This window comes from Streptomyces sp. NPDC051569, from assembly GCF_044454085.1.
Lineage (GTDB): Bacteria > Actinomycetota > Actinomycetes > Streptomycetales > Streptomycetaceae > Streptomyces.
Map to the genome: position 1 here is coordinate 1 of NZ_JBITDJ010000003.1, position 26,288 is coordinate 26,288.

Genomic DNA, 26,288 nt, shown 5'->3' on the forward strand with positions numbered 1-26,288 from the left:
GCTGACCAGCAACTTTCCCGTCCCCACGACAGCAGACCCACACCGGAGCAGTGGAACCCGGCGCCTCCCCGAGACGACACTCGGGCCCTCCACCTACCCACTCTCAGCCCACGGCACGAAAACGGTCCACCGACTCCATCGGCGGACCGTCATGAAACTTCGAGGCTAGTGGGCGACCGAGTCGGTCGGTGTCAGGACCGAGCTCTACCTTCTCTCTCCGAATGCGCTCCGTGACAATTGGAGGGGCTAGTAGCTGGGACCGTAGGGGTTCCTTCCGAGCAGGAACGGCTGCAGGTCGCTGGCGCGAGGTTCGGGAGATTGTTCGGGCACATGAGATCCGTGGTCCGGGTATCGCCGGCCGGCCTTGGTGAGGGCGATGGACCATCGCCCCTGATGCTTGGAGACTTTGACCAGTCCGCGGCTGTGTAGGGCTTGGCAGCTGAGTTTGTGCCCGGTTCCCTCCGACACGCCTTCAGTGCAGCCTCTGGCGACCCATTGCAGCACCTGTTGCTGCCGTTCGTCGAGTTGTCGTGGCACCTGAACTCCCCACCGTGCGAATGCCTCACGGGCATGCTCCCAGTCGTACTCCGCCCGGCGGGGGTGGAAGGGGAAGAGGGTGGCAGGCGACGATGAAGATTCGGACAGATGTAGGCATGGCCGCTTGTGGTGGCTAGGCTCGCAGTCGTTCGTTGGTGGCCGCCCCGGACGCTTGCTAGTCGGCCTGTGACGGTTGCTGGTCATTTCGCGATCATCCGAGGACGTGGCCGCCGGGCGTACGAGTGCCTGTACTGGCCTAGCCGCCCGTGCTGAGGCGTTCCCGCGCGTATTTCGGCAGGCCGGGGCCCGTCTAGGATCACCCCAACCGAATTGCGGCCCGACGGGCTTCCTGGACAGGACATGCCCCCACCCGCACGAGTCACTCGTGCCCTGGGGGAACCACCTCGTGTCCATGCTCCTTCTGCGACTGTCGGCGCAGGATCTGCTCACACTTGATTCGCGAGACCGGATGGTGCCGCACCTTGCCGCCCGTTGGCGGTACTTCCGGGGAGCGGATGCCTCGGAGTCGGAGCGTTCCGCATGGGCGGAGAGCCTCGTGAGCCTCGCGAACGACCTGGTCGCGGCGGGACGGGGCACTGTAGAGATGATCGTCGAGTGTGCGGCCACGATCGATGAGGCGGTCTGCCCTGGTGATCCCCGCCTCATCGACGTCGTTCTGGTGGGCCGCCACCCGGAGCGTCACGTGCCCTCCGTCCAGTTGGTCGAGCTGAAACGCTGGTCAACCGTGAGCCGGGTGGAACGGGCGGCTGCGGGACTTCTCCACGTGCCGGGCATCGAAAAGGGGAAGAAGCATCCGACGCTCCAATTGGAGGCGTACTACGAGGCGTTCACCAGCCTCCGGGGTCCCTTTCAGGGCGCCGACTTCGAATGCGGCGGTTTCGCGTACTTGCACAACGCCACCGATGAATCCGTACGCAGTCTGATCGATGTGGATGCGCCAACAGGATCCTACGCCCGCGTGTACACGCGTGACCGACGCGAGCGGTTGCTGTCCGATCTCAGGACGAACTTCGCCGAAGAAGGCGCGGCCTCCATGGCCGAGAGAATGCTGCAGAGCATGGGCTTGCGCAATACCCCGCTGCTCGATGCCATGATCTGGTCGCGCGGAGCCGACACCGTCTTCACTCTGCGAGGGCGGCAGAAGAAGGTCGCGGACCAAGTTCTGGAGACCGCGTCGAAGGTCCTACCGGATCCGGCCCATCCGGCGCTGGTGCCGGATGAACGGCGTGTGGTCTTTCTCGTGACGGGTGGGGCGGGAACAGGGAAGAGCGCCATCGGCCTGCAGATCAAGGCAGAGCTGGAGGCCCAGGGGCGTACGGTCAAATACGCCAGTGGCAGCCGGGCCTTCAACGGCGCCCTCCAGGAACACGTCGGCTACGGGGATCGGCAGTTCAGGGAGACGTTCACCTACTTCAGCGGGTTCGTCACCCCGCCAGACCCGCTCTTGGACGTGCTGATCTGCGACGAAGCGCACCGGCTCCGAAACCGGTCGACCAGCCGATTCTGGAAGCCCGAGGAGCAGGGCACGGGCCCGCAGGTGGACGAACTCCTGGCCGCGTCCCGCTTGACGGTGTTCTTTCTGGACGAGGGGCAGTCCGTGAGACCGAACGAAGTCGGAACGGTTGCTCTGATCAAGGAAGCGGCTGAACGGCACGACGCTCTTGTCGTCGAGTACAAGTTGAGGAAACAGTTCCGATGCGGGGGCAGTGACGCCTATGTCCGTTGGGTGAAGGCGTTGCTCGGCGTGACGGGCGAGGACCCCGGTAAGTGGCGCCCTGACGGACTGATGCACATCGAAGTGGCGGATACCCCGGAGGAACTCGAAGAGATCATTCGCACGGAAGCGTTCGCCGGTGCGTCCGCGCGCATGGTCGCGGGCTACTGCTGGCCGTGGACGAAGCCGCTGGGTAAGGAGCGAAGGCTCGAGGCTGACGTCCGTATCGGCGAGTGGTTCCGGCCTTGGAACGCGGACAGCGACAGCTTCTGCGAGGACGACGCACCACCGTCGAAGATCTGGTCCGTGCACGAGAACGGCCTCGGCCAGATCGGCTGCGTTTACACCGCACAGGGACTCGAATGGGACTGGTGCGGTGTGCTCATGGGGGATGACATGGTGCGCCGCGGTGACCAGTGGGTCTTTCGGCGGGGCAAGGAGATCAAGACCGCGGAGCCGGGCGTGAAGCGGGTCTCGGAGCCTGGTTCGTTGGATCCGAAGGTGAAGGCCGGCAGTGTCGACGACGACGAGTTCGCGCGCCTCGTCCGGCACGCATACCACGTGCTGATGACCCGGGCCAGTCGTGCCACCGTGCTGTACTCCACGGACCAGGAGACCCGGGACTACCTCAAGAAGCTTGTGGGCAGGGTCGAGATCCATGGTCTGCGGCCCAGTTGGGAGAACCTGCCGGTGGAGGCACGCACACCTCATCTGCCCAGGCCGGGCCGAAATCGAGGGCGGGGCAAGAGCAAGGGGAAACGCCAGAAGGGTCAGGGATCGCAGACCCCGGAAATGAGGCTGTTCTGACGAGAGCCGACGCATGAGAGAGGTGGCGGGCTCACCGGGCCCGCCACTGGGCCCGCACTAGAAGAGCAGACCTGCGATCGCCATCAGGGCCGCCACCAACAGGTTGGAGACGACTGCGGAGGCGATGTCGATCAGGACCTCGCGGATCCGTTCACGACGCGCACGCTTGCACTCGACCGAGGTCATGGCCACTCCAAAGCAGTGAGATCGGAATGGCAGGGGGACGCCCTACCGGGCATCCACGCTCACGTCGTGTGTCACCACACGACGGGCACAACCGTTCCTCACCCACAGCGCTTCGGGGCGAACTCAGGAACCACAGCCTCGTACCTTCCGGGAAAGGTGCGCAGCGCGATCATGTTATCTCCTGAGCCGCCGCGGAGGTGCGGATTTCACAGCGGCATGTGCTGGCCGCGGATCGGGTGCGATCCGGTGCTCGCGAGGGTCAGAGCGCGGAAGGGATCAGTGAGCGGAGCTTCTTGCGCGTTTCGGGGTCCGTCGAGTAGATGACCGTGCCGACCATGCCGCGGGTCAGGAGCACCTTGTAGGTGTTGCGGACCAGGCGGTCCACATCCTCGTCGGACGTGGCCTTGGTGAAGGACGGGTCCTTGGAGGCGTTGCGGTCCACGACCCAGTGGTCGGTTCTCCAGACGAGGTCCGGGCCCATGATCACACCCGACCAGTCATACTCGAAGCCTTGGGCGGTGTAGACGCACCCGATCTGTCCGAACCCGGCAGGGTCGGTGGCCCAGAGGGGCGCCGGCGGGGCGCCGAGCAGGGCGCGGTCGCCGAAGAGATTCCACGGCCTGGCCCAGTCGCCGACGACCACGTCGGTGGGCAGGGTGTGCATGCTGGACGTGACCTTTGTCGTCCACTTCCAGCAGTAGCCCGCGGAGATGCGCGCACCGTAGTCCTGGGACCGTCGCGCAGCCAGGAAGCCCTCCAACTCCCGGGGACTGTCGGCGGTCAAGAGCTGCACCTTGTCATCGGGCTCCCACGGGGTGGGCGCGGTTCCTTCGAGCCCCAGAAGGTCGACCACCCACCGCAGGTAGGCCTCGCTGCCACCGCAGCGGAACTGGCTGTCGAGCGTGACCACCGTGCAGTCCAGCCCCTGTTCGGCCGCGGCTGCCTGGATCTGTTCCACGGTTCCCATTTCACCCGGACGCACCACCTGGTGCTGGTCCAGCAGGAACACCGGAACCCGGGCGGCGTCCATCAGCTCGGCCACCTGCGGTCGGCCGGTCCGCAGCGTGGCCTTTGTGTACCGGTTGGCGGAGGTCCTGCGGAGGCGGTGTGCCTCGTCGCAGACCAGCACGTCGAGGTCGTTCGGCTCCGCTTCCATGAAGCTGTTGAAGTAGCGGAAGAGCCGTTGGACCTCGGGCTTGCGGGCACCCGCGACCTTGCGCATCGTTTTGGTGAAGGACTGCGAACCGGTGGCGTGCAGAGCCGGCACACCGCGCCGGTAGAGGTCGCCCAGCAGGGAGAGGGCGATCACGCTCTTACCGGAGCCAGGCCCGCCGGCCACGACGACGACTTGCTTGCGGTTGGACCGCCGGGCCTGTCGCACTGCGGACATGACCGTTTCGTAGGCGAGCCGCTGTTCGTCCAGCAGTACGAACTGCTCCCGATTGCGGACCTCTTCGGCGGCAACAGCCATCAGTTGCCGTGAAGGTCGGACCTTACCCTGCAGCAAGGCGTCGGCTGCCTCGGCACCCGGCTTCGCCGCCAGCTTGGAGCGCAGGTAGCCGATGAAGGCTCCGCGCTGGTCGCCGGTGAACATCCGGCCCCGATCGTCTTCCACGACGGCGCGGAGCCCCGCCACGCCGAAGTCGGTCGCGTTGTGCAGGAAGGCGACTCCCGCGACAGAGTCGGGGATCCGTTCCAACGCACCGTTGAACGAGATGAGGTAGTCGCAGTAGCCGCGCACCTGCTCGATCGGGTTGAGGACCGGATCCGGGTAGGCGTCGATGCGGCACAGCAGCGGATCGTCGTCCTCCGGATAGGCCTCGCTCCACTGCTTCAGCTCGACCACCACGTACGAGGGCTCTCCGGTACTCGGATGAACGCCGGCAAGTATCACGTCCGCGCGCTTGCTGGTGAGGGGCAGCGCGTACTCGAGCATCATCTCGACTTCGCCGAGCCCGGCTTCGATGAGCGCGTTGGTGAGCGCCGGGATGCTGCGTTCCCAGGAACGCACTTCGGAGGGCTGGGGGCGATGACGGTGTTTGTGCAGGAAGTTTTCGCTCAGGAGCTCGGCAAGTCGTCCTTCAAGGTGGGTGCGGTTGGCCAACGACGCCGCGGACTCACGGAACAGCAAGGAAGTGCCCCCAGGCAGCACGAAGTGGCTCGTGCGGGTGGGGGCATGTCCTTCGGTTCCACTGAGGTGGAGCGGAAGCCCGTCGGGCCGCTGAGATGGTCTGAGCCATTTTAGAACAGGACGTGGATCATGCGCCCTGACCTCTCTGTCGCGATCCGGGCGGCGGTGAACCGCTCGTGGATCTCACGGTCGCGCTCGATCTGCCGCTGCGTGGCCTTCTCCAAGTAGGCGGAGACGCTCCGCTCGCCCACCCGATCCCGGATCGCCCGCAGGATGCCGGAGGTGAGCGAGACGGAAGATGCCGCGGCTGGGGCCGTCGCCGGGGGAGAGCTCGGTTCGTCGTCAGCCATGACACGACCATGGCGGTTGGCTTGCTGTACGGCGGGGCGCCCTGCGGTATGGCCCCGCACCGTGCCGCCATTCGCGGCATGAGTGCATACATCAATCTGGTACATACGCTAGTCTTGGTACATGTCCATGAAGCGAACCAACGTCTACGCCGACCCGGAAGACCTCGCGATCATCAAGGAGGCAGCCAAGCGGCGCGGCATCAGTGAGGCGGAGATCATCCGCCAGGGTATCCACCTCGCAGCCATGGCCAACCGCGTCTGGGACGAGCCCCTCTTCTCCCGCACTTTCGAGGGGGCCGGACACGCCCCCGTCAAGCGCGAGGTGCGTGACGCCGTCGCGGACGCCGTGCGCCGGGAGACCGGGACTGCTGCGTGATCATCGTCATCGCGGGCACGTCCGGGCTCATCGCGGCGCTCGACTCCACCCACCCTGAGCACCAGGCGTCGAACGAAGCCATCATGGCCGCCGGGCTCCTGGTGATGTCGCCGTTGCTGCTCGCCGAGATCGATCACGTCGCCACCCGGGAACTCGGTCGCGCAGCGGCGCTCAGTGCGGTCGACGACATCCGTAACTGGATGCGCCGTGGCCGCGTCGCCGTTCCCGAGATCACGGAAGACCACTTGGGGGTCGCCCAGTCCGTGCGCGCTCGCTATCGCGACCTCGACCTGGATCTGGCGGACGCTGTGAACGTGGCTCTCGCTGCCGACTACGACACTGACGCCGTCCTCACCCTCGACCGTCGCGACTTCCGCGCGGTGCGTCCGTTGGGCCGTCACAAGGCGTTCCGGGTAATGCCCGACGATCTGCCCCTCTGAAGCTGACGGCGTGTGCCTGGGGTGCGTCGTCTTCGACGGCCGTGACGCTCGTTCTCGTGACGCTCGCTCTCGTGGCGCTCATTCGACGCTCGCTCTGATGGCTCGTCAGTCGCTTGAGTCGCTGGTCGGACGCGCTTCTGACCGCGCGGGAGCTGCGGGTTGTGGAGCGTCCAGCAGGTTCTTCGCCTGCTGGGGGTACGGGCAAACGGCTCTGCCGAGCAGTCAAAACGTTGGCTTCTGAGCCACGTGGTGCGGCGATGGTCGGGGAGTGGTGCGCGGATACGACGAGTCGTCGGGCGCCTGCCGTGAATGATCGCTCCAGGCCCCTGCGCGGGCGTTGTCGAATTCGATGCGGCTCCTCAAGTAGTCCTCGTTCGGGGGCGGTAGGGCCGCCCCCGAACTTCATCACGTGACAGCGCTCTCCAGCCGTGTACGCCCGACCGGCACCCTTGACGGGCGATCACGGCCGGATCAGACTGCCGACGGACGTGACAACGATGTCACGGGCGCGTTCACGGCGTGCGACCGACAGACGCGCCGGCTCAGGCGGTAGACGAAGGGTCCAAGGTGCATCGACCAATCGGCAGATGGAGCACATTCGGGATCGCGACGATGGCACTGGCGGCCTGTGCGACGGCCGTCCCGTTGTCAGCGGCGATCGCCGACGCCCCGGCACGTGCGGAACAGGTTCAGTTAGTCGCTGATCCGACGGGCTACGTCGATCCGTTGATCGGCACCCGGAAGGGCGTCGACTGGGAGAACACCTTTCCCGGTGTGACGGCGCCGTTCGGGATGATGCAGTTCAGCCCCGACACCGAGTCGGGTCCCACCGGTTACTCGTACGACGCCAAGACGATCAAAGGCTTCAGCCTCAACCACTTCTCGGGCGGCTGTTCCTCGTTCGGTGACATACCGATCCTGCCGATTACCGGTCCTGTGGGGGACAACCCGGCCGCCAGGACCGAGCACTTCTCGCACGACGACGAGCACGCCGCGGCCGGCTCGTACGCCGTCAGGCTGGCCGACTCGAACGTGCGGGCCGAGCTGGGGGCCACCACCAGGTCCGGTCTGGCCTCCTTCCGCTATCCGGCCGGCAGCCAGGCGCAGGTGCTGGTCAAGTCGGGCACCAGCCTCGGCGGTGACCTGGCAGCCGATGTCCGGGTGGTCAACGACCACGAGCTGTCCGGGACCACCACTCCGCACGGGCTGTGCAACAACAGCAAGTACACGATGTACTTCGACATCACGTTCAACCGCCCGTTCACCGCGCACGGCACCTGGCAGGGCGGTACGGTCACGCCGGGCTCGTCGAGTGCGACAGGGCCGGGCTCCGGCGCGTATCTGACCTTCGACACCCCGGCAGGCAAGGCGCCCGCCGACACGGTGACCGCCAAGGTCGGTATGTCGTACGTGAGCACGGCGGGCGCGGCCAGGAACTCGGCCTCCGAGATACCCGGCTGGGACGTCGAGCGGGTGCAGGCACAGACCCGTGCCGCCTGGCGTGACGCGCTGCTGAAGGTCGATGTCGGCGGTGGCAGGGCTGACGAACTGACCACCTTCTACACCTCGTTGTACCGCTCGCTGCAGTCGCCGAGCGTCTTCAACGACGTGGACGGCCGCTACATCGGCTTCGACGACAAAATCCGCCAGGTACCCGCGGGCCACACCCAGTACGCGCACTTCTCCGACTGGGACATCTACCGCTCGCTCGCTCCCCTCCAGGCGATGCTCTATCCGCGGGAGACCGGCGACATGGCCAACTCGCTGCTGCGGGACGCCCAGCAGCAGGGCGGCTGGTGGCCGAAATGGCCGTCGCAGAACGTGACCGGCAACGTGATGAACGGCGACAACGGAGTACCGCTGTTCGCCCAGTACGTGGCGTTCGGCGCCCGTGGTGTCAATGTCCGCGACGCGCTGCCCATCATGAAGAAGGGCGCGACGCGCTCGGAGAGTGTCGGCTGGGGCTGGATCGAGCGGCCCGGCGTCGAGGACTACGTCCGGCTCGGCTACGCGCCCAACAACGCCACCTCGCAAGGCGATCACGGACTTCAGGGCGCTTCGGAGACCCTGGAGTGGGCGACCGACGACTTCGCCATCTCGCAGCTCGCCGCCTCGATCGGCGATCGCAGGACGCAGGCCGAGTACGCGAAGCGCGGCAACAACTGGCAGAACATCTACGACCCGTCGACCGGCTATCTGCGCCCGCGCGACGACAACGGCGCCTTCCCCGCGGGGCCGGGCTTCCAGACACCGCCGGAGGGCGCGTTCGGGCAGGACGGTTACGACGAGGGCAACGCCGCCCAGTACAACTGGTCCGTCCAGCAGGACATGGCGGGCCTGGTGGCGGCGATGGGCGGCAAGGAGAAGGCCGTTCCGCGTCTGGACGACTTCTTCACCAAGCTCAATCCCGGTGGAAACGAACCGTACGACTGGGCGGGCAACGAGATCGACACCACGGCGCCCTGGGCCTACGACTACGTCGGCCAGCCGTGGAAGACCCAGGAGCTCGCCCGGCGCTTCGAGACCGAGCTGTTCACCACGGCGCCGGACGGCCTGCCGGGCAACGACGACAACGGCGCCCTGTCCTCCGAGTACGTGTGGGCGGCGCTCGGCATGATGCCGGCCACCCCCGGCACCCCGACCCTCGCCCTCAACAGCCCGTTGTTCAAGCGGGCCGTGATCAGCCTGGGCAACGGCAAGAAGATCACCATCAACGCGCCGGCCGCCGCCGACAACGCGCCGTACATCACCGGGATGAAGCTGGACGGCAAGCCGTACGAGTCGACGGGCCTGCCCGCCTCGTTCGCCACGCGTGGCGGCACCCTCGACATCAGCCTCTCCACCCGGCCCGACACCCACTGGGCCACCGGCGCGAAGGCAGCGCCGCCGTCCTACAGGACCGGTGAGGTACCGGCGGTCGGCTATGTCACCCCGACCGGTAGTCAGGTGACACCCGGCGGCACCAGCCTGCCGGCCGTCGTCGGCGCTTCCGAGCTCGCCGGGCACGCGGGCAAGGTCCGCTGGACGGCCACCTCCGATGTCGCGGGGGTGAGCGTGACCCCGTCGTCGGGCACGCTGGACCTCAGCCACACGGCCACCGCCAAGGCACCTGTCACGATCAAGGTCGCGAAGGGCACACCGTCGGGCTACCACCCGGTCAAGGTCACCTTCCGTACGGCCGACGGTACGACCCTGCCCGGCGGTACCGTCGTGGCGACCGTACCGGCCGCCGACGGCGCTGCGACCGCCTGCGACACCCTGGGTGCGACCGACACCGAATGCGGGCTGCGGCGGCGCGACAACGGTGACGGGCACACCACGCCGGTCACCGTGGGCGGCCGCGAGGGGCGCTCCACGACGGATGGTTCGCCGTTCGAGTACTTCGACGTCGACAACGCCATCGTCCCCGGCGGTGCCTACAAGGCGACGGTGACGGTCGACTACTACGACCACGGCACCGGCAGCTGGAGCATGCAGTACGACTCCACGACCGAAGCCTTCAAGCGCTCGGCCTCGGTGGCCAAGACCGGCACCGACACCTGGAAGACCGCGACGTTCACCCTGGACGACGCGGCATTCCACAACGCCGAGAACGGCAGTACCGACTTCCGGCTCGTCAACAGCGGCGACACCGGGACTGTCGGCAGTGTCCATGTCGCCGTCTCCGGTGACAACGTCCTCGCCCTCCACCTCTGCCCGGACGACAACGACGTCAACTGAGTCGCAGAGCCTCGCGCCAGGGCCTGTCCTGCGGATATCCGCAGGACAGGCCCTGCCAACAGCGGCCTACCAGATCACATCCCGCGTGGTGGGCCGGACATACGAACGTGAAGACCACCAAGAGGTGGTACGTGAAGCCGGACGTCGAGGTTCGTCGCGGCGCCGCTACATTCCGGTCGACCGCCTCGGCCGGCCCCGGAGTCTCTTCCGGCGCGGATAAGGCGTGCTCCTCCGCCGAGGTGCGGCCCGGTGCCCGCGTGTCCGAAATAGCAGCTCGACAGTGCGGCTCGCAACGACACAAGGGCCGGTCGGCGCGACCTCAACTCTCCGACGGTCAAACCCGGTTCGTCAGAGAGTCACCGATCGCGTCGAGCCTTGATCTCGAAGAACGGGTACGTGGCGGAATCGTCGGCCTCATTTCCCACAGGGCCCATCTGCTCGTAGAAGGCCAGGCCCGCAGGCGAGGACCGCCACTCCAGACAGCTGTATTCAGGGAGTGCTTCGGCCCACTGCCCGACCTGACCGAACAGCGCGCTCGCGACGCCGCGACGGCGCCACCGCGGGACGACGAACAGGTCGTGCAGCCGTGCGGAGCCGACGCCACGCTCCGTCTCAGCCATGCCGTTGACACTGTCCAAGGCGCCAATACGGCCGCGATGGAGTTCTCCGGGGTCAGAGCCCTTTAGCTGCTGTGTGACTCCGAAGGTCGCCGTGGGGTACGCGGGCCGGTGCCCCGAGGGAGTCAGGCACCCCGTTCAGTGCGGTGGCGGTTGCGGGTCCAAGGCGTTGTCGACGGTGCAGCCGCCCTCTCCTGGCATCCGCTGGATCCGGGACGGCACCCACACCTCAGTGGCGCCGGGGTCCACGCGGGCAAGAAGGCAGTCCTGCGGGTCGAAGCCGTTGCCCCTGACCAACAGGAGAACGCCGACCCGTCCGCCATCCGCCTTCACCTCGGTACGGATCGCCGGATGCAGATCCAGGGCAGCGAGCGTACGGCGCACCTCGGCCTCGTCCACCCGGCCGTTCTCCGGCACCCGGGGAAGTTTCGCGCGGAGCTCCTCGTACGGCAGCCGGGGCGGTTCGAGTGGCGGGGCGAAGGTCAGCGCAGGGCTATCCGGGCAGTCCACGTCACGGGGATCCTCACGCCACTCCGACTTGGGCGACACCCGCACCGTGAAACAGCGCCGCACGGTGACCACGTCAGGGTCGAGCCATTCGTTGTACGCCGAGCCGGTCGTGCGGACGACCACGTCGACGCCGTCCCCGTCGTGTGTCGACGTACCCGTCAGCCGCAGTACCTCCACCCCGTCGATGCCGGAGGCGGAGCGCCCCACTTCCTCCGCCGTGCGCGGACGCCGGCTGTAGAGCCGCTCGCCCGCCTTCCTGGCCACCTCCCGTGCTTCGTCCGTCGCCTCGCCCTCGGAGGACTGCACCACCCCGCAGCCGGCGGTGAACAGCAACAGCGGTACGAGGAGCAGTAGTCGGCGCATGTGTCCATCCTTCCGGTGCCGCGCGCGGCGGGCAACGGCTCGCGTACTCATACCGGCACGGGTGACCGTACTCAGCCGGTACGGCGATCAGACGTGGGCGCCTCGGCGTTGGGACCGGTGATGTCGCACAGAAGCTTCCGGCGGACCCTGGGTACCCCGCCCATTCCGACGGGAAAGCCGAATTCTGCAGTGCGTGATCACTCCCCGGTGGGGCTATCGGACTGGTCCTCGCTCATCGACGAGCATCGTGGGCGGAGACAAGAACACATCGGCTTCTACCGGGCCGTAAGCGATGTTGAACGTGTCTAGCCAGTACGACCAGCCCCGCACTCCCGCCGCGCTGCTGAAACGGTAGTTGAGTTGCCAGCGGACCCACTGACCGGGGACAAGGCGCACAGCGGGGGGCCGTCGTGGCCGAGGTGGTATGGCAAACAGGGGCTGGACCCGGGGAAGGACACGCAGCCGACCGTCGTCTTTTCGGAGCTGGACGTCTACCTTCCGCAAGTCTTCCTGGCCGTCACAGGGAGCGAAGCCGTCTCGCTCATGTAGGCGAACCACATGCGCGACCGAAGGCGGCATATCCGGGATACGAAAGCCGACCGGGACCGCGTTCCGGCGAGCCGCGGCCTTTCCTCCCCGGGACTCCTTCGTCCAGGACGTCCGTATCCACTGGACGGTGACATCCAAAACGCTTGCCCCCCGCCACCTCATCGAAAGCCTTACCTTACGGGAGGAAGGCTGGCGTGACGTGGTGGAACCCGGCCGCGTGGGTCGGCGAACAGCTCGACGGGTCCCTGTGAGGCGCTCCGAAGCAGCCGGCGACCACATCCCCCCCGAACCGCCGGCACGCGAGGAGCTGCCGCCGGAGGCAGCCCACGCCTGGCTTGAGTTCTTGGACCGGTCACCCGGGCTGCGCTGCCCCAGAACTGAAAGGCCCGCCAGTTGACGGGCGAGCCGTCGTGAAAAGTCGAGAGTGGTGCGAAATTCCTGTAGGCCGCAATTTCGCCACTGAGGGCCGTCGTGGCCGCGTGTCTCACAATGGTTCGCGAGGCGGTTCGGTGTCGCGATGCCGCCGCGGGCCGATCGCTTCGAGGGCGAACAGCGATCGAGGGACTGGGTGGGTCAGTTCTCGCTGACCAGGGGGTCGTGCAATTTGTTGTCGTCGATTGCGCCGAATACCCTGGCCGCTATCTTGCCATTTCGGTCCAGGGTGATAGTGGGTGGAAGGCCCTGAGGGGTCGCTGTTCCTTTGGGGAATCCCGGCAGGAGTATTTTTCCGATCGGATCGTACAGGCTCGGGTATAAAATATTGAAATCGTCTTCAAATGCCTTGGCCGGACCCTTGTCGCTATCTCGGGTGTTTATGCCGATGAATTCGACACCCTCGTTCTTCATTTCCTTGGCGACCTTGTTGAGGTAAGGAGCTTCAGCCCGGCATGGCGGGCACCAGGAGCCCCAGACATTGATCACGACGATCTTTCCTCGCAAGCCGGCGACGTCGAAGTGCTTGCCTTGAAGGGTCTCGCCCTTGATCGGGCCGACAGGCTTCCGCTCTCCCTTGGCAACCGCTGCGATGCCGTCCGTGCCCGTTACGTAGTTCGCCTGGTCACCGCCCCCGGACTTTCCGCTGCCACAGGCGGACAGAGAGAGGGAACCAAGAGAGACGATCGCGGTCAGTGCGACCGCACGGGCGACGGGCCTGAGGGTCATGTGACGAGTTTCCCATGGGGAGTTGAGAGAGAGTCACCCACTCGGGCCGGGGAAGCGGCCGGGCGGCAGCTGACCAAACGGGTCCTGGAGCCGGCCCGTCGCAGACCGGGACACCCGGAAAGGCGGCGAGGCGGCACGGAGCCCGGTCACGGGAGCCGACAAGGCAGATCCCGGACCGTGCCCCGCGCGCTCCGCTGTCAGTGGTGGCGGGGTGCGGGATATGCCTTGGGCAGGTGCATGCCGCGCTTGGCCATGATGTCGCGTACGTGGTCCGGGTAGTTGGTGATGAGGCCGTCGATGCCCATGTCCATCAGGGCCTCGATGGTGGCGCCGTCGTCACAGGTCCAGGGGACGACGGTCAGGCCGCGCTTGTGGGCGTCGGCGACCATCTTCTTGTTGACGTAGAAGGTGAAGCCCGGGTCCGCGACCGTTCCGTTCTGCGGCATGCCGTAGACGGGGGACAGGGTCGTGACGCCGGGGATGGCGGAGGCGGCCTTGACGAAGTCGCCGTCGTAGTCGTCGGCGTCGATGCCACCGAGCCACGGGGAGGCTCCGGGCTTGCCGACCTCAAGGAAGTCGTAGTTGGTCAGCGCCACCAGCGGGTACTTCGGCGCGAGCTTGTGCATCGCCTTCAGGGCACCCCAGTCGAAGGACTGGACCGTCACCTGCTTCTCGATGCCCGAGCGGTGAATCTCCTCGTAGACGCGGCGTACGAACACCTCACGCGGCGCGGTCTGTTCGGGGGCGCCGGCCTCGACCTTGGTCTCGATGTTCAGCTTGACCTTGTCGGCGTGGTAGCTCTTGACCAGGTTGAGGACGTCCTTGAGCTCCACCATGCGGAAGCCCTTGACCTGCTCCTGCTGGGGGAAGCCGGGCAGCTGCTGATAGCCGCAGTCCATGGTCTTGATCTGGGCCAGCGTCAGGTCCTTGATGTATTTGCCGACGTACGGGTACATCGGGTCACCCGCCCTGACCGGACCGGTGTCCGCGCACTTCTGCGCGCTGATCTGCCGGTCGTGGTTGACGACGACCTTCTGGTCCTTGGTGACGTGGGTGTCCAGTTCCAGGGTGGTCACACCCAGGCGCATGGCCTTGGCGAAACCCTGGAGGGATTCCTCGGTGGTCATGCCGATGCCGCCGCGGTGGGCCTGGAGGTCGAAGTGGGCCTTCTGGGACGGAACGCGGTGGTCGTCGTGGACGCTGGCGGCCTGGGCGCCGGCCGGGAAGGCGAGCACGGGCACAACGGCCAGCGCGGCAGCTGCGTGCCTGCGGAGCATGGTGAACCTCGAATACTTCGGACCAAAGAGACCTCCTGACGCTAGGTCGCGGACCGGGACGGTACGAAGCCTCGTCATGAGGCGATCGTGAACCTCTGGGAAACGATGCTTCGGGGCGGGGACGCTCGTGCGTACCAGGCGCTCAGGCGTGCCCCGCGTACGACAGGAAGCGGTTCCACGTCGCCGTCCGGAGAGAGAGTTGCGGGCCTTGCCGCACCTTGGAGTCCCGGACGTGGACGGCGTCCGCGCGGTCGGTGTCGCGGCAGGAGAGGGCGACCTCGACACAGTCGTCACCCGAGCCGCCGCTGTAGCTGCTCTTGAACCAAGCCAGTTCGGTCCTGCTCATCGCGATCCTCACATCCACTGCGGCTGGTTCGGAGTCTTCCAGGGAGAGCCCATGAAGGCACCGGCGAGTCTTGTGTGGCGTCCGCCCGCCCCGGAACGCTTCCGAGCGGGCGGACAAAACGCACCAGGCACTCAGGCACGCCCCGCGTACGACAGGAAGCGGGTCCACGCCGTCGCGCCGAGGGCCAGTCGCGGGCCTTGCCCCATCTTGGAGTCCCGGACGTGGACGGTGTTGGGCTGCTCGGAACTGTGGACGGAAAGGGCTACCTCGACGCAGTCTCCGTCACCGCCGCTGCTGTAGCTGCTTTTGAACCAGGCCAGTTCGGTCGTACTCATCGCGATCCTCGCATCCGCTGCAACAGGCTCACGGAGTCTTCGAGGGAGAGAGCCTGTGAGCGCATCCTGGCATACCGCATCTGGAGGACGCTGATCTCTTTCGAGTCAGAAATGAACAGACCACCGCGCTGGCCCTCGCAGTAGGCGAACCACCGGTTCTCCGGCGTCTCCAGCAGTTGCATGGGACCGTCCAGCCCCGCGTGGTTCTCCCGCACCAGCGGCATCACCTGCACCTCCACGTTCCGGAGTCCGGCGATCTCCAGCACATGCTCGATCAGCGCCCGCGTCACCTCCGTCCCGCCCGTCCGCCGCAGGAACACCTGCTCCTCCAGGAGGAAGCTGTACGCCGTGTTCGGCCGTTCCCGCAGCAGCCGTTGCCGTTCCGACCGTGCCACCCACTGCGCCTCGATCTGGTCGTCGCCGAGCGGCGGCAACTGGTTCACGAACAGCGTGCGCGCGTACGCCTCCGTCTGCAGCAGCCCCGGCAGCAGACGGCATTCGTACGTGTAGAGGCTCACCGCCTCCGTCTCCAGCCGCGCCCACTGCCGGAACCAACTGGCCAGCCCTGGCTGCCGGGACAGATGGCGGGCCGCCCCGCGCAGCGCGCCGAACGCGTCCAGGACCTCCTCCGCCCGTTCGACGAACTCCCGCTGCGGGAAACGCCGACCCTGTTCGATCGAGGCGACCGTGGGCACCGAGTACCGCACCCTCGGGGCGAACTCCTCCTGCGTCAGGCCCGCGCGTTTGCGGAACGCCTTGACGACCTCACCGAACGCCTTGAGGCTGTCAGGGGCCTCCGGTTCACCACCACCCGGGACAGGGCCCGCCCCGCCGATCTCGCCCGTACCGTCCGTCATACCAGGACTCCTCCCGCACACCCGCCCCGCCGTACACCTCACAACCCGCCCATGGTCACGGTCAGTTACCCACCATGTCCACCCCGCGTACCCGTACGCTGACGCAGCGTACGGGTCGCTGACCTGGTGCACCGATGGTCGGCCCGCCCACAGTGGCGCCATGACGCCATCCCTCATCCGCAGAGCGCCGGTCACCGTACGTACGTTCACCCAGCGGTTCAGCTCCACCCCGCGCGGCGCCCGGCTGGCCCGGCATCTGGCCCTGCACCGGCTGCACGCCTGGGACATCCCGTACGGCTCCGAGCTGTCCGACACCGCTGCCCTGCTCGTCGCCGAGCTCGCCGCGAACGCCGTCACACACGGCCGGGTGCCGGGGCGCGACTTCGAACTGGGTGTCAGCCTCGGCGCCCACGTCCTGCGCATCGAGGTCTCGGACCCCCGGGGCGAGCGGCGCCCGCCGCACCCCGGCGAGCTGACGCCGCCGTCGCCCGTGGCCGACGGCGGCCGGGGGCTGCCGCTCGTGGAAGCGCTCGCCGCCCGGTGGGCGGTGCTCGACCGGGTGCCGGTCGGCAAGACGGTCCGCGCCGAGGTCGATCTGCCGCACCGGCGCACGATGGCGTAGCCGTGCGAACACGGCGGCGATCGGCCGCCGGATCGGCCGGCTGAGCAGCCAAGTGAGGCGTCCCTGCCCGCGAGTCTTTCCGCTCGGGGATAATGAGTGGCGATGACCGTCACCACCAGCGCCACGACACCCCCGCCCGACGGGTACAGCTCCTTCGCCCACCTCACCGTGCAGAACACGGATCTCTACCGGCAGGTGATGCGGGTATTCGTCACCGCCAAGGAACGCTTCGCCGTACATCTGCGCCCCGAGGACGTGCACGCCGCCCTGCCGGCCGAGACGCGCCCCCCTGAACCGGACGCCGTGGTGAACGCGCTGGACCGCCTCGTGGTCTGGGGAAATCTCCGTGCCGATCCCGACACCGCCCGCGTCACCGCCGTCGAGGACTTTTACCGCAAGCGGTTCATCTACCAGCTAACCCGCGCCGGAGAAGCCGCCGAGGAAGCCCTGGGTGTCTACGACGAGGCGCTCGGGCGGCGAGGCGCCCTGCAGGCGGTCGCCCTGCACGACATCGTCACCCAGCTGCGGGCCCTCCTCGTACTGGCGGGCGGAGAAGAGCCGGACCCGACCAAGACGCATCTGGCACTCGATGCGCTGGCCAGCCGTTTCACCGCTCTCGCCGACAACGCCCGCGCCTTCATGGGGTCCCTGCAACGGACCATCGACCTCCATGACGTCGACGAGGAAGTCTTCCTCGCCTACAAGGACCGGCTCATCCAGTACCTGGAGCGCTTCATCCAGGACCTGATCACGCTCGGCGGACGTATCGCCCGGTTGATCCTGCAACTCGAGGAGGCGGGGAGCATCGAAACACTGCTGCGGGCCGCGGCCGGGCGCGAGGCGGTCGACGCCTCGCCGGAGGAGGCCGGGCACGCCGAGCGGGAAGCGTACGAGCGCTGGGCCGTGCGCTGGACCGGCCTCGCCTCGTGGTTCATCACCCGGGAAGGACGCGAGTCGCAGGCCAGGCTGCTGCGCGGCCGGGCCCTCGGCGCGATCCCCCAGCTCTTGGCCGTCGTACGGTCACTCAACGAACGCAGGGCCGGGCGCTCGGACCGGTCCGCCGACTTCCGTACCCTCGCCCGCTGGTTCGCCGAGGCTCCCGACGACGATGCCCGGCACCGGCTGTGGCGGACCGCCTTCGGGCTGTACCCCGCCCGCCACCTCACCGTCGACGCCGACACCCTCGCACTCCGGGCGGCCCTGCCGGTTCCCGCCGCCACCCCGTGGGCCGAGGCCGAGCCGCTGCGGATCAGTCCCCAGCTGCGCCGCACCGGCAGCTACGAGCGGCGTGGCAAACCACGCAAGGTCGTGGACCGGGACGAGTCGCGCCGTACGCTCGCCGAAGCGGCCGCCAAGCAGGCCGCCGAGACCGCGGCGGCCCGAGCCCGGCTCGTCACCGGTGGAATCACCCGGCTCTCCGGACTCGGCGAGCTCGACCCCGTGTCCTTCGGCCTCTTCCTCCAGCTGCTCGGCGACGCCCTGGCCACCTGGCGCCCCGGCACGCGGCACACCGTGGCCACCAGCAACGACGGCTCCATGGAGATCCGGCTCAGCGCGCTCACCGACGGCGCCATCGCGGAGATCCGGACGCCTGGAGGCGTGTTCCACGGGCCCGACCATCTCATCGAGATCATCGACCTCACGGACGGGGGCGGCGACCAGTGACCGGCACTCCGCTCGCCGAGGTGCTCGAAGGACAGCACGCCGCGGAGCTCCGCAAGGCCGCCCGCGCCCTGCTCAAGCAGCCTCTCCTGCTCGCACACGGCCGGTACGCCGACGAGTTCCGTCTCGTCCGCCGACACGCCTCCGAACTGCGGGAATGGTTCGACCGCAACGCCGGCTGGTCCCTCCGGACGGACGCCGGGACGGCCCGCCTGCTCAAAATCCCCGGTGTCCTCACGGACCCGACACACCCCGCCCGGGAGGCCACCCGCGCGGCCGCCCCCTTCACCCGCCGCCGTTACGTCCTGCTCTGCCTCGCCCTGGCCGCCCTCGAACGCGGCGAGGCCCAGATCGCCCTCGGCCGCCTCGCCGACCAGGTGGTCATCGACGCCGCCGACCCCCAGCTCGCGCAGGCGGGGATCCGGTTCACCCTGGACCGCCGCGAGGAGCGTCTCGACCTCGCCGCCGTCGTACGGCTCCTGCTCAGCCTCGGTGTACTGCGGCGCGTCGCGGGAGACGAGGAGGCGTATGTCAGCGGAGCGGGAGATGTCCTGTACGACGTCGAACGGCGAGTGTTGGCCGGGCTGCTCGCCACCCGGCGCGGCCCCTCCACGCTGCACGCCGAAACCCTCGCCGACCGCCTGACCGACCTCGTCGCCGAGACCGCACTCGACAGTGACGAACTGCGCTTCCGCGCGATGCGCCACTCGCTCACCCGCAGACTTCTGGACGACCCGGTGCTCTACTACGACGAGCTGAGCGATGCCGAGCTCGGCTATCTCAGCCGGCAGCGAGGCTTCCTCACCGCCCGCATCACCGAGCTGACCGGACTGATCGCCGAAGTGCGGGCCGAGGGGATCGCGATGGTCGACCCCGACGACGATCTCACCGACGTCCGCATGCCCGAACAGGGAACCCACGGCCACGTCACGCTGCTCCTCGCCGAGCACCTGGCCGCGGCGGACGGTCCGGTCGGTGCCGACCAGTTGGCGCTCAGGGTCCGTCAACTCGCCGCCGAGCACGGAGGGTTCTGGGCCAAGTCCGCCCGCGAGCCGGGCATGGAAGGCGATCTCGTCGAACAGGCCGTCGCCCGGCTCGCCGCGCTCGGGCTCGTCTCCCGCACGGCCGGCGGCGTGGCGCCGCGCCCGGCCCTCGCCCGGTACGCGGTCGGCGAGACCGTCGTACGCGAACCCGGTACCGCCCGTATGCCCGCGCAGCGAAAGGCCAGCCAGCCGTGACCCGCCTCCCCGCCCCCCTGCGATCCCGCTGGCAGCCCCTGCGTATCGGACTCGTCGACCTCTTCCACTACGACGTGGAGGAATTCCACTTCCGGGACGGCCGCCTGCTTCTGCGCGGAAACAACGGCACCGGCAAGTCCAAGGTGCTTGCCCTGACCCTGCCCTTCCTGCTCGACGGAGACCTCAGCTCCCGCCGTGTCGAGCCCGACGGGGACCCGGGCAAGCGGATGGAGTGGAACCTCCTCCTCGGCGGCGAACACCCGCACTCCGAACGGCTCGGCTACACCTGGATCGAGTTCGGCAGGCTCGACGAGACCAGCGGCGAGCGGCACTTCCGTACCCTGCTCTGCGGACTCAAGGCCGTCAGCGGGCGGGGGATCGCCCGCCACTGGTACGCGCTCACCAGCCAGCGCGTCGACCACCACCGTCAAGAACCCGCCGAAGCGTCCCTCAGCCTGCTCGACGCCACCGGTACGGCCCTGTCCCGGGACCGGCTCGTCGAGGCCGTCGACGGGCACGGCCTGGTCTACGACCAGGCCACGGCCTACCGCAGGGCCGTCGATGAGGCACTCTTCGGACTCGGCGAGCAGCGCTACGCCGCCCTGGTCGACCTGCTCATCCAGCTGCGCCAGCCGCAGCTGTCCAAGCGTCCCAACGAGGCGGCCCTGTCCCGCGCCCTCTCCGAGGCCCTGCCGCCCATGGACCAGGCCGTCATCGCCGATGTGGCCGAGGCGTTCCGCTCCCTGGACGAGGAGAAGGAGGAGCTGTCGGCCGCCTCCTCCGCCGAGCGGGCCGCGTCCGCGTTCCTGGACCACTACCGGCGGTACGCCCGTATCGCGACCCGCCGGCGGGCCCGCCTGCCGCGCGGTGAGCACTCCCGGTACGAACACCTCCAGCGGGACCTCACGGTGGCGCAGGCCCAGCGGAGCGGGGCCGAGGAGGAGCGGGCCGCGGCCGAGGAGACGATCACGGCCCTGGAGGAGACCGAGGCACGCCTGCGGGCCCAGGACGCCGCCCTGCGCGAGGGTCCCGAGATGCGCAGCGCCCGGGAGCTCGAACAGGTGGCGAAGACGGTGGAACGGACCGCGCACGCCCTGGCCCGGGCCTGCGACGACCGGGAGCAGGCCGCCCGCCTGCACACCCGGGCGCTCGGTCGGCTCGGCTCGGCCGAGAACCGGCTGCTCGCCGCAGGCCGGCTGGCCGAGGACAGCCTTCGCCAGGCGCGGGAGGCGGCCGCCGCCGCACGCGTCGAGCTGCCCGGGGACGACTGGCCTCCCGGTCCTGAACCGCGGCGCGCCGCCCAGGAGTCGATCGACCGAGGGCTTCGTGCGCTCGCCCACGCGGAGGACCTCGCCGAGGCGGCTGAGCGCGCGGCCGAGAGCCGGCGCCACGCCTCCGTCCGCCTCGACGAGGCGGACACCGAACACGACCAGGCCACCTCGGCACACGGCCGTGCGGAGGAGACCGCCGCGCGGGCCGGGCGGGCTCTGCTGGACGATGTACGGGAACAGGGCGGCGCGTGGACCGAGCTGGCCTACCCCGACCAGGCCGGACTGCTCGACGAACTCCAGGAGTGGATCCGGCATCTCGACGGGCCCTACCCGGCACGCGCGCACGCGGCCCGCGCTCACAGCGCCGCCTCGCTGCGGCTGGCCGACCAGGCGGCAGAGGCGGCACGCCGGACGGCGGAACTGACGGAACACTCCGGGCGGATCCGCCAGGAGCTGACCGCGCTGGAGGCGGGAGGCCGTCGCGTCCCCCGGACTCCGCCCACCCGCACCCAGGGCCTGCGCGAGCGCCACCCCGGCGCGCCGCTGTGGCGGCTGGTGGACTTCCGCCACGGCCTTCCGGAACAGGAACGCGCCGGACTGGAGGCGGCGCTGGAGGCGTCCGGGCTGCTGGACGCCTGGGTGCTCCCCGACGGCTCAGCTCTCGCCACGGACGGGCACGACGTACTCCTCTCCCCGGCGACCGGGCCGGTGACCGGGCCCTCGCTCGGCGGCCTGCTGCGGCCGGCCGTGGACGGCGGCGACGCCCGGGCCGCGGCGGTGGGGGAGGCGACGGTGGTACGGCTGCTCGCCGCCATCGGCGCGGGACAGGACAGCGGAGCCGACACCTGGGTGGCACCCGACGGGAGCTTCCGCGTCGGTACGCTCACCGGCCGCTGGGCCAAGCCCGCCGCCGAGTACGTCGGCGAGGGCGCGCGGGAGGCGGCGCGGCGGGCACGTATCGCCGAGCTGAGCGCCGAACTCGCCCTGCTTCAGCAGGAGTCGGACTCGGTCGCGGCACGGTCCGAAAAAGTCGCGGTTCGTCGTCACACCCTCGACACCGAGCTGGCCGCGGTGCCCGACGAGAGCTCCCTCACCCGGGCGCACGCCCAGGTGACCGCGTCCGCGCAGTCGGTACACAGGGCTCGCCTGCGGCGCGAGGAGCGCGCCGCCGAACTCGCCGAGGCGGCCGGGCCGGCCGAGCGGGCCGCCCTCGAACTCGCCGAGGTCACCGCCGGACTGGGCCTGCCCGCCGACCGGGAAGGTCTCGCCGCCGTACGCCAGGCACACGGCTCCCTCGCCGTGGCCCTCGCCGCCGTGTGGCCGGCTCTGCGTGAACGCGGTGAGGCGGCCCGCCAGGCCGAGGAAGAAAGCGCCGAGGCGGCGCAGGCGGGGGAGCGGACCGCCGAACTCGCGCTGCGCGCCGAGGAGGCCGGGCGCGAGGCGGCGGCAGCGGACGAGCGCCACAGCACCCTGCGCTCCACCGTCGGCGCGGCTGTCGCCGAACTCCAGCGGCGCCTCGCCGAAACCGCCGAGGCCCTGGGCGTCTGCGACGCCGACCAGCGGCTCGCCCGCAAGCGTCACGCCGGGGCGGAGCGGGAGGCGAGCAAGGCGGAAGGCCGTATCGAGCAGCTGGAGAAGGGCCTCGCGGCGGCGGCCGAGGCGCGCGCGGAGGCCATCGCCGGGCTCCAGCGATTCACCGCGACCGGCCTGATCACGGTCGCCCTGCCGGACCTTCCGGTGCCGGCTGCCGGTGACGGTGCCTGGGCGGCCACCCCGGCGATCGCGCTCGCCCGCGCCATCGAGTCCGCACTGACGTCGGCCGACGACTCGGACGGCGCCTGGGAACGCGTACAGCGCCGGCTCAGCGAGGAGCTCAAGACGCTGCAGGACGTCCTCTCCCGGCACGGACACAGCGCTTCCGCACGCATGGTGGAGGACGGCATGGTCGTCGACATCGTCTACCAGGGCCGTGAGCGCGGCGTGCCCGAACTCGCCGCGGCACTCACCACGGAGGTCGGCGAACTCACCCGCATCCTGTCCTCCCATGAACGGGAGATCCTCGAAACCCACCTGATCACCGAAGTGGCGGGCACCCTCCAAGAGCTCATCGGAGCCGCCGAACGGCAGGTGCGGGACATGAACGCCGAGCTGGAGGAACGCCCCACGTCCACCGGGATGAAACTGCGGCTGGTCTGGCGGGCCTCCCGTAAAGCGCCTTCCGGCCTCGCCCAGGCGCGTGAGCGGCTGCGTCAGTCCGCGGACGCCTGGAACGCGGAGGACCGGACGGCGGTGGGCGAGTTTCTCCAGGCCCAGATCGTCCGACAGCAGACCGAGGACACCTCCGGCAGCTGGCTCGAACATCTCACCGCCGCGCTCGACTACCGCTCCTGGCATGAATTCGGGGTCGAGCGGCATCAGCACGGCCGCTGGGTCCCGGCCACCGGCCCGGCCTCGGGCGGCGAGCGGGTCCTGGCCATGTCCGTACCGCTGTTCGCCGCCGCCTCCTCGCACTACGCGAGCGCGGGCAGCCCGTACGCGCCGCGCCTGGTCACCCTCGACGAGGCGTTCGCGGGTGTCGACGACGACTCGCGGGCCAAGTGCCTGGGTCTGCTGCACGCCTTCGACCTGGACGTGGTGATGACCAGTGAACGCGAATGGGCCTGCTACCCGCAGGTGCCCGGCATCGCCATCGCCCAGCTCTCCCGGATCGACGAATTGGCGGCGGTGCTCGTCACCCGCTGGGAGTGGGACGGTGCCCGGCGGCAGCGCCGCGAGGACCCGGTGCGATCGCGGAGCCCGCACGCGGATCCGCCGGTGGAGGCGACGGCCGGGCAGGACCACCCGTGAGCCGGTCATCCACCGGCCCTCCGGCCGACGATGACCGGCTGCGCCGCCTGCTGGGCGATCCCGGACTCGGCTGGCTGGTCGACCGGGCGCGACGGCGGATGGAGCGCGAGCAGCCCCTCAGCGGCCAGGTCTCCCTCAGTGCACCCACGCCGGACCAAAGGAGGTCGGCCGAGCGGCTGCTGGGCCGGCATCCGGGCAGTGGACGCTCCCTGACGGTCCGGCTCGACGAGGTGGACTCCGTCCTGCGCAGGTCCGGCGTCAGCACCGGCGGTCTGGCCGGCGCCGTGGTCACGCTCACCGGGCCGGTCGTCCCGCCCGGTCCCGCCCGTCAGGCCGAGAGCCGGGCCTGGCAGGTCGCGTACGCCGTTCTCGACGCCCTCGCGGACGAGATTCCGGCCCTCGCCGCATGGGCCGCGCGGCTCCGTGGCGACGGGCTGATACGGCGCCTCGCCGGCACCCCCACCGCGGCCCAGGCCCTGCTCCGCGAGGTCGCTGCCGCTCTCCGTGCCCTTCCCGCGGACCCGCCCGTCTCCCTCCCCGCCTTCGCGGCCCGTGTCTTCGGCAGTGCCCACGCGCTGGATGACGGCACTCCGTCGGCCACCCTCACCCTGGCTGGGGCTCGCACACTGACCGGCTTCCCCGACGGTACGGGCGCCGAATGGCGCCGGGAGGCGTGGGCATCCGCCGGCCTGCTGCGCGACGAGCTGTCCTCGACCGTCCTCACCCTGAATCTCCGGGGCACGCCCGCCCTGGACTGGATGGCCGACGTCGGCGAACCAGCTGTCCTGACCCTGCGGCAGCTCGTTCGCCGGCCACCGAGCGGGTCCGCCCCGGAGGTCCGCGTCTGTGAGAACCCGGCCGTCATCGCCGCCGCGGCCGACGCACACGGCCCGGACTCCCGGCCTCTGGTGTGTCTTCAGGGCCAGCCGTCCGCGGCGGCGGTCGCCCTCCTGCGCCACCTGCACGAGGGCGGAGCAACACTGCTGTACCACGGAGACTTCGACTGGGGCGGGCTGCGTATCGCCTCCGGGCTGCTGCGCCGCGTCCCCTGGCGGCCCTGGCGCTACACGGCGGCCGACTACCGGGTCGCCGCGCCGGCCGGCTCCGGAGGTCCGCTCCTGGCGGGCCCGCCGGCCGAGGCTCCCTGGGACCCGGACCTGTCGCGGGCTCTCGTCGAGCTGGGCGTGCGCGTCGAAGAGGAGATGCTCCTCGACGTCCTGCTGTCCGACCTCGTATGACGACGCTACGGACCCGTTGTCAGACGACGGTACGGACCCGCTGTCAAGGGAATCGGCCCGCGCCGTCGCCGTCTCGGTCCCGGTACGAGCCCGGGGAACACCCGTACGGCGGGCGGAGGTTCGAACGGCGATCGACTCCATCGCGTAGGCTGCCGCTTCCCGCCCGCGTGAGTGGGCGGCTCGGCACGGCCTTTTCCTCTCCGCGATCTCGCACGTCAGGAGCGTCCTGTGACGGTAGGTACACCGAAGCCCCGGATCGACACCAGCAAGCCGCATCCGGCGCGGGTGTACGACTGGCTCCTGGGCGGCAAGGACAACTACGCGGTCGACCAGGAGGTCGGGCAGCGGATGCCCGAGGAGGCCAAGGGCAACGCGCTGCGGAACCGGGCGTTCATGCGCCGTGCCACCGCCTGGGTGGCCCGGCAGGGCATCGATCAGTTTCTCGACATCGGCACGGGCATTCCGACGGAGCCGAATCTGCACCAGATCGCCCAGGAGATCACACCGGCGGCCCGGGTCGTGTACACCGACAACGACCCCATCGTCCTGCGGCACGCCGAGGCCCTGCTCGTCAGCGCGCCGGGCGGCAGGACGGACTACATCCAGGCGGATGTACGCCGGCCGGAGGTGATCCTCGAACACGCCCGGACGCTCCTGGACTTCCGCAGGCCCATCGCGCTGTCACTCATCGCGCTGATGCACTTCATCCCGGACGGGGAAGACCCGTACGGGATCACCCGGACCCTGGTGGACGCCCTGCCCTCGGGCAGCTACCTGCTCCTCTCGCACACCACCTTCGACGAGCACCCGCAGTACGAGGAGGTGGTCACGAAGGCGTACAAGGAGGGCGAGATCCCGCTGCGTATGCGTAACCGTGCCGAGGTCGGGCGGTTCTTCGACGGCCTCGACCTCGTCGATCCCGGACTGGTGACCGCCACCCACTGGTACCAGGACGAGCCGGCGCCGGCGGCCGAACTGAGCGGCTTCTACGTCGGCGTCGCCCGCGTGCGCTGAGCGGCACGCGGGCGAGTGGCGCGTGCTGAGCATTCGGACCTTCCGGGTCGCCCGGCGGCGCGCGGCGGGGCAGAGTCGACCCGACAGCACAGCGACACT

Annotated in this window: 21 protein-coding genes; 10 read left to right on the plus strand and 11 right to left on the minus strand. The window is 69.3% G+C overall.

Annotated features, from left to right (window positions below):
- The first annotated feature begins 949 nt into the window (after positions 1-949).
- Positions 950-3,079 carry a DNA/RNA helicase domain-containing protein gene (locus ACIBAE_RS05825; RefSeq protein WP_399283045.1) on the plus strand — a complete coding sequence of 710 codons (2,130 nt, stop codon included), beginning with the start codon at positions 950-952 and terminating at the stop codon, positions 3,077-3,079.
- Between the two features lie 57 nt (positions 3,080-3,136).
- Here ACIBAE_RS05825 and ACIBAE_RS05830 read toward each other — a convergent pair whose 3' ends face one another.
- The 3 genes from ACIBAE_RS05830 to ACIBAE_RS05840 all read right to left on the minus strand — a co-directional run bounded on the left by ACIBAE_RS05830 (position 3,137) and on the right by ACIBAE_RS05840 (position 5,746).
- Entirely contained in the window at positions 3,137-3,265 is a 129-nt protein-coding gene (locus ACIBAE_RS05830) for a DUF6408 family protein (RefSeq protein WP_266397138.1), read from the minus strand.
- A 259-nt stretch (positions 3,266-3,524) separates the two neighbouring features.
- Complete coding sequence (locus ACIBAE_RS05835) at positions 3,525-5,396, minus strand: DNA/RNA helicase domain-containing protein (protein WP_399282587.1); 1,872 nt, start codon at positions 5,394-5,396, stop codon at positions 3,525-3,527.
- A gap of 110 nt (positions 5,397-5,506) precedes the next feature.
- Positions 5,507-5,746, minus strand: a complete 240-nt coding sequence (locus tag ACIBAE_RS05840) for a hypothetical protein (protein WP_399282588.1) — start codon at positions 5,744-5,746, stop codon at positions 5,507-5,509.
- Between the two features lie 121 nt (positions 5,747-5,867).
- On the opposite strand from ACIBAE_RS05840, the gene ACIBAE_RS05845 reads away from it, so the two are divergent.
- The 3 genes from ACIBAE_RS05845 to ACIBAE_RS05855 all read left to right on the plus strand — a co-directional run bounded on the left by ACIBAE_RS05845 (position 5,868) and on the right by ACIBAE_RS05855 (position 10,282).
- Positions 5,868-6,122 carry a CopG family transcriptional regulator gene (locus tag ACIBAE_RS05845; RefSeq protein WP_399282589.1) on the plus strand — a complete coding sequence of 85 codons (255 nt, stop codon included), beginning with the start codon at positions 5,868-5,870 and terminating at the stop codon, positions 6,120-6,122.
- The gene (locus tag ACIBAE_RS05850) at positions 6,119-6,562 is read left to right on the plus strand and encodes a PIN domain-containing protein (RefSeq protein ID WP_399282590.1); all 444 of its coding nucleotides are present in this window, start codon (positions 6,119-6,121) and stop codon (positions 6,560-6,562) included. The genes ACIBAE_RS05845 and ACIBAE_RS05850 overlap by 4 nt, the downstream gene beginning before the upstream one ends.
- 612 nt (positions 6,563-7,174) lie before the next feature.
- Positions 7,175-10,282 carry a GH92 family glycosyl hydrolase gene (locus ACIBAE_RS05855; protein WP_399283046.1) on the plus strand — a complete coding sequence of 1,036 codons (3,108 nt, stop codon included), beginning with the start codon at positions 7,175-7,177 and terminating at the stop codon, positions 10,280-10,282.
- 356 nt (positions 10,283-10,638) lie between these two features.
- Here the strand turns inward: ACIBAE_RS05855 and ACIBAE_RS05860 are convergent, their stop codons facing one another.
- The 8 genes from ACIBAE_RS05860 to ACIBAE_RS05895 all read right to left on the minus strand — a co-directional run bounded on the left by ACIBAE_RS05860 (position 10,639) and on the right by ACIBAE_RS05895 (position 16,297).
- On the minus strand, positions 10,639-10,902 hold the full coding sequence (locus ACIBAE_RS05860; protein WP_399282591.1) for a GNAT family N-acetyltransferase: 264 nt from the start codon (positions 10,900-10,902) through the stop codon (positions 10,639-10,641).
- Between the two features lie 135 nt (positions 10,903-11,037).
- Positions 11,038-11,772: a translation initiation factor IF-2 gene (locus tag ACIBAE_RS05865; protein ID WP_399282592.1), complete on the minus strand. Its 735-nt coding sequence runs from the start codon at positions 11,770-11,772 to the stop codon at positions 11,038-11,040.
- 213 nt (positions 11,773-11,985) lie between these two features.
- Positions 11,986-12,459 carry a hypothetical protein gene (locus ACIBAE_RS05870; RefSeq protein ID WP_399282593.1) on the minus strand — a complete coding sequence of 158 codons (474 nt, stop codon included), beginning with the start codon at positions 12,457-12,459 and terminating at the stop codon, positions 11,986-11,988.
- 435 nt (positions 12,460-12,894) lie between these two features.
- Positions 12,895-13,482 carry a TlpA disulfide reductase family protein gene (locus tag ACIBAE_RS05875; RefSeq protein ID WP_399282595.1) on the minus strand — a complete coding sequence of 196 codons (588 nt, stop codon included), beginning with the start codon at positions 13,480-13,482 and terminating at the stop codon, positions 12,895-12,897.
- A 197-nt stretch (positions 13,483-13,679) separates the two neighbouring features.
- A complete protein-coding gene (locus ACIBAE_RS05880) occupies positions 13,680-14,759 on the minus strand; it encodes a glycerophosphodiester phosphodiesterase family protein (protein ID WP_399282596.1) in 1,080 nt (359 codons plus the stop codon).
- 142 nt (positions 14,760-14,901) lie between these two features.
- Positions 14,902-15,105, minus strand: a complete 204-nt coding sequence (locus ACIBAE_RS05885) for a DUF397 domain-containing protein (RefSeq protein ID WP_399282597.1) — start codon at positions 15,103-15,105, stop codon at positions 14,902-14,904.
- 131 nt (positions 15,106-15,236) lie between these two features.
- Complete coding sequence (locus tag ACIBAE_RS05890) at positions 15,237-15,440, minus strand: DUF397 domain-containing protein (protein WP_399282598.1); 204 nt, start codon at positions 15,438-15,440, stop codon at positions 15,237-15,239.
- Entirely contained in the window at positions 15,437-16,297 is an 861-nt protein-coding gene (locus tag ACIBAE_RS05895) for a Scr1 family TA system antitoxin-like transcriptional regulator (protein WP_399282599.1), read from the minus strand. The genes ACIBAE_RS05890 and ACIBAE_RS05895 overlap by 4 nt, the downstream gene beginning before the upstream one ends.
- Positions 16,298-16,457: 160 nt before the next feature.
- Here ACIBAE_RS05895 and ACIBAE_RS05900 point away from each other — a divergent pair, with 160 nt between their 5' ends.
- The 6 genes from ACIBAE_RS05900 (at position 16,458) to ACIBAE_RS05925 (ending at position 26,189) form a co-directional block, all read left to right on the plus strand.
- Complete coding sequence (locus ACIBAE_RS05900) at positions 16,458-16,919, plus strand: ATP-binding protein (protein WP_399282600.1); 462 nt, start codon at positions 16,458-16,460, stop codon at positions 16,917-16,919.
- Positions 16,920-17,021: 102 nt separating this feature from the next.
- On the plus strand, positions 17,022-18,584 hold the full coding sequence (locus ACIBAE_RS05905; RefSeq protein WP_399282601.1) for a TIGR02677 family protein: 1,563 nt from the start codon (positions 17,022-17,024) through the stop codon (positions 18,582-18,584).
- The gene (locus ACIBAE_RS05910; protein WP_399282602.1) at positions 18,581-19,819 is read left to right on the plus strand and encodes a TIGR02678 family protein; all 1,239 of its coding nucleotides are present in this window, start codon (positions 18,581-18,583) and stop codon (positions 19,817-19,819) included. The genes ACIBAE_RS05905 and ACIBAE_RS05910 overlap by 4 nt, the downstream gene beginning before the upstream one ends.
- Complete coding sequence (locus ACIBAE_RS05915) at positions 19,816-23,937, plus strand: TIGR02680 family protein (RefSeq protein WP_399282603.1); 4,122 nt, start codon at positions 19,816-19,818, stop codon at positions 23,935-23,937. Before ACIBAE_RS05910 ends, ACIBAE_RS05915 begins: the two co-directional genes overlap by 4 nt.
- The gene (locus ACIBAE_RS05920; protein WP_399282604.1) at positions 23,934-25,175 is read left to right on the plus strand and encodes a TIGR02679 family protein; all 1,242 of its coding nucleotides are present in this window, start codon (positions 23,934-23,936) and stop codon (positions 25,173-25,175) included. Before ACIBAE_RS05915 ends, ACIBAE_RS05920 begins: the two co-directional genes overlap by 4 nt.
- A gap of 228 nt (positions 25,176-25,403) precedes the next feature.
- Positions 25,404-26,189, plus strand: coding sequence for an SAM-dependent methyltransferase (locus tag ACIBAE_RS05925; protein ID WP_399282605.1), 786 nt, complete (start codon positions 25,404-25,406; stop codon positions 26,187-26,189).
- Positions 26,190-26,288 lie beyond the last annotated feature (99 nt).

What these genes read in the sequence shown, in the direction of transcription:
- ACIBAE_RS05825 (WP_399283045.1), top strand. Translation starts at nt 950, where the DNA reads ATGCTCCTTCTGCGACTGTCGGCGCAGGATCTGCTCACACTTGATTCG.
- ACIBAE_RS05830 (WP_266397138.1), bottom strand. Translation starts at nt 3,265, where the DNA reads ATGACCTCGGTCGAGTGCAAGCGTGCGCGTCGTGAACGGATCCGCGAG.
- ACIBAE_RS05840 (WP_399282588.1), bottom strand. Translation starts at nt 5,746, where the DNA reads ATGGCTGACGACGAACCGAGCTCTCCCCCGGCGACGGCCCCAGCCGCG.
- ACIBAE_RS05845 (WP_399282589.1), top strand. Translation starts at nt 5,868, where the DNA reads ATGTCCATGAAGCGAACCAACGTCTACGCCGACCCGGAAGACCTCGCG.
- ACIBAE_RS05855 (WP_399283046.1), top strand. Translation starts at nt 7,175, where the DNA reads ATGGCACTGGCGGCCTGTGCGACGGCCGTCCCGTTGTCAGCGGCGATC.
- ACIBAE_RS05860 (WP_399282591.1), bottom strand. Translation starts at nt 10,902, where the DNA reads ATGGCTGAGACGGAGCGTGGCGTCGGCTCCGCACGGCTGCACGACCTG.
- ACIBAE_RS05865 (WP_399282592.1), bottom strand. Translation starts at nt 11,772, where the DNA reads ATGCGCCGACTACTGCTCCTCGTACCGCTGTTGCTGTTCACCGCCGGC.
- ACIBAE_RS05875 (WP_399282595.1), bottom strand. Translation starts at nt 13,482, where the DNA reads ATGACCCTCAGGCCCGTCGCCCGTGCGGTCGCACTGACCGCGATCGTC.
- ACIBAE_RS05880 (WP_399282596.1), bottom strand. Translation starts at nt 14,759, where the DNA reads ATGCTCCGCAGGCACGCAGCTGCCGCGCTGGCCGTTGTGCCCGTGCTC.
- ACIBAE_RS05885 (WP_399282597.1), bottom strand. Translation starts at nt 15,105, where the DNA reads ATGAGCAGGACCGAACTGGCTTGGTTCAAGAGCAGCTACAGCGGCGGC.
- ACIBAE_RS05890 (WP_399282598.1), bottom strand. Translation starts at nt 15,440, where the DNA reads ATGAGTACGACCGAACTGGCCTGGTTCAAAAGCAGCTACAGCAGCGGC.
- ACIBAE_RS05895 (WP_399282599.1), bottom strand. Translation starts at nt 16,297, where the DNA reads ATGACGGACGGTACGGGCGAGATCGGCGGGGCGGGCCCTGTCCCGGGT.
- ACIBAE_RS05900 (WP_399282600.1), top strand. Translation starts at nt 16,458, where the DNA reads ATGACGCCATCCCTCATCCGCAGAGCGCCGGTCACCGTACGTACGTTC.
- ACIBAE_RS05905 (WP_399282601.1), top strand. Translation starts at nt 17,022, where the DNA reads ATGACCGTCACCACCAGCGCCACGACACCCCCGCCCGACGGGTACAGC.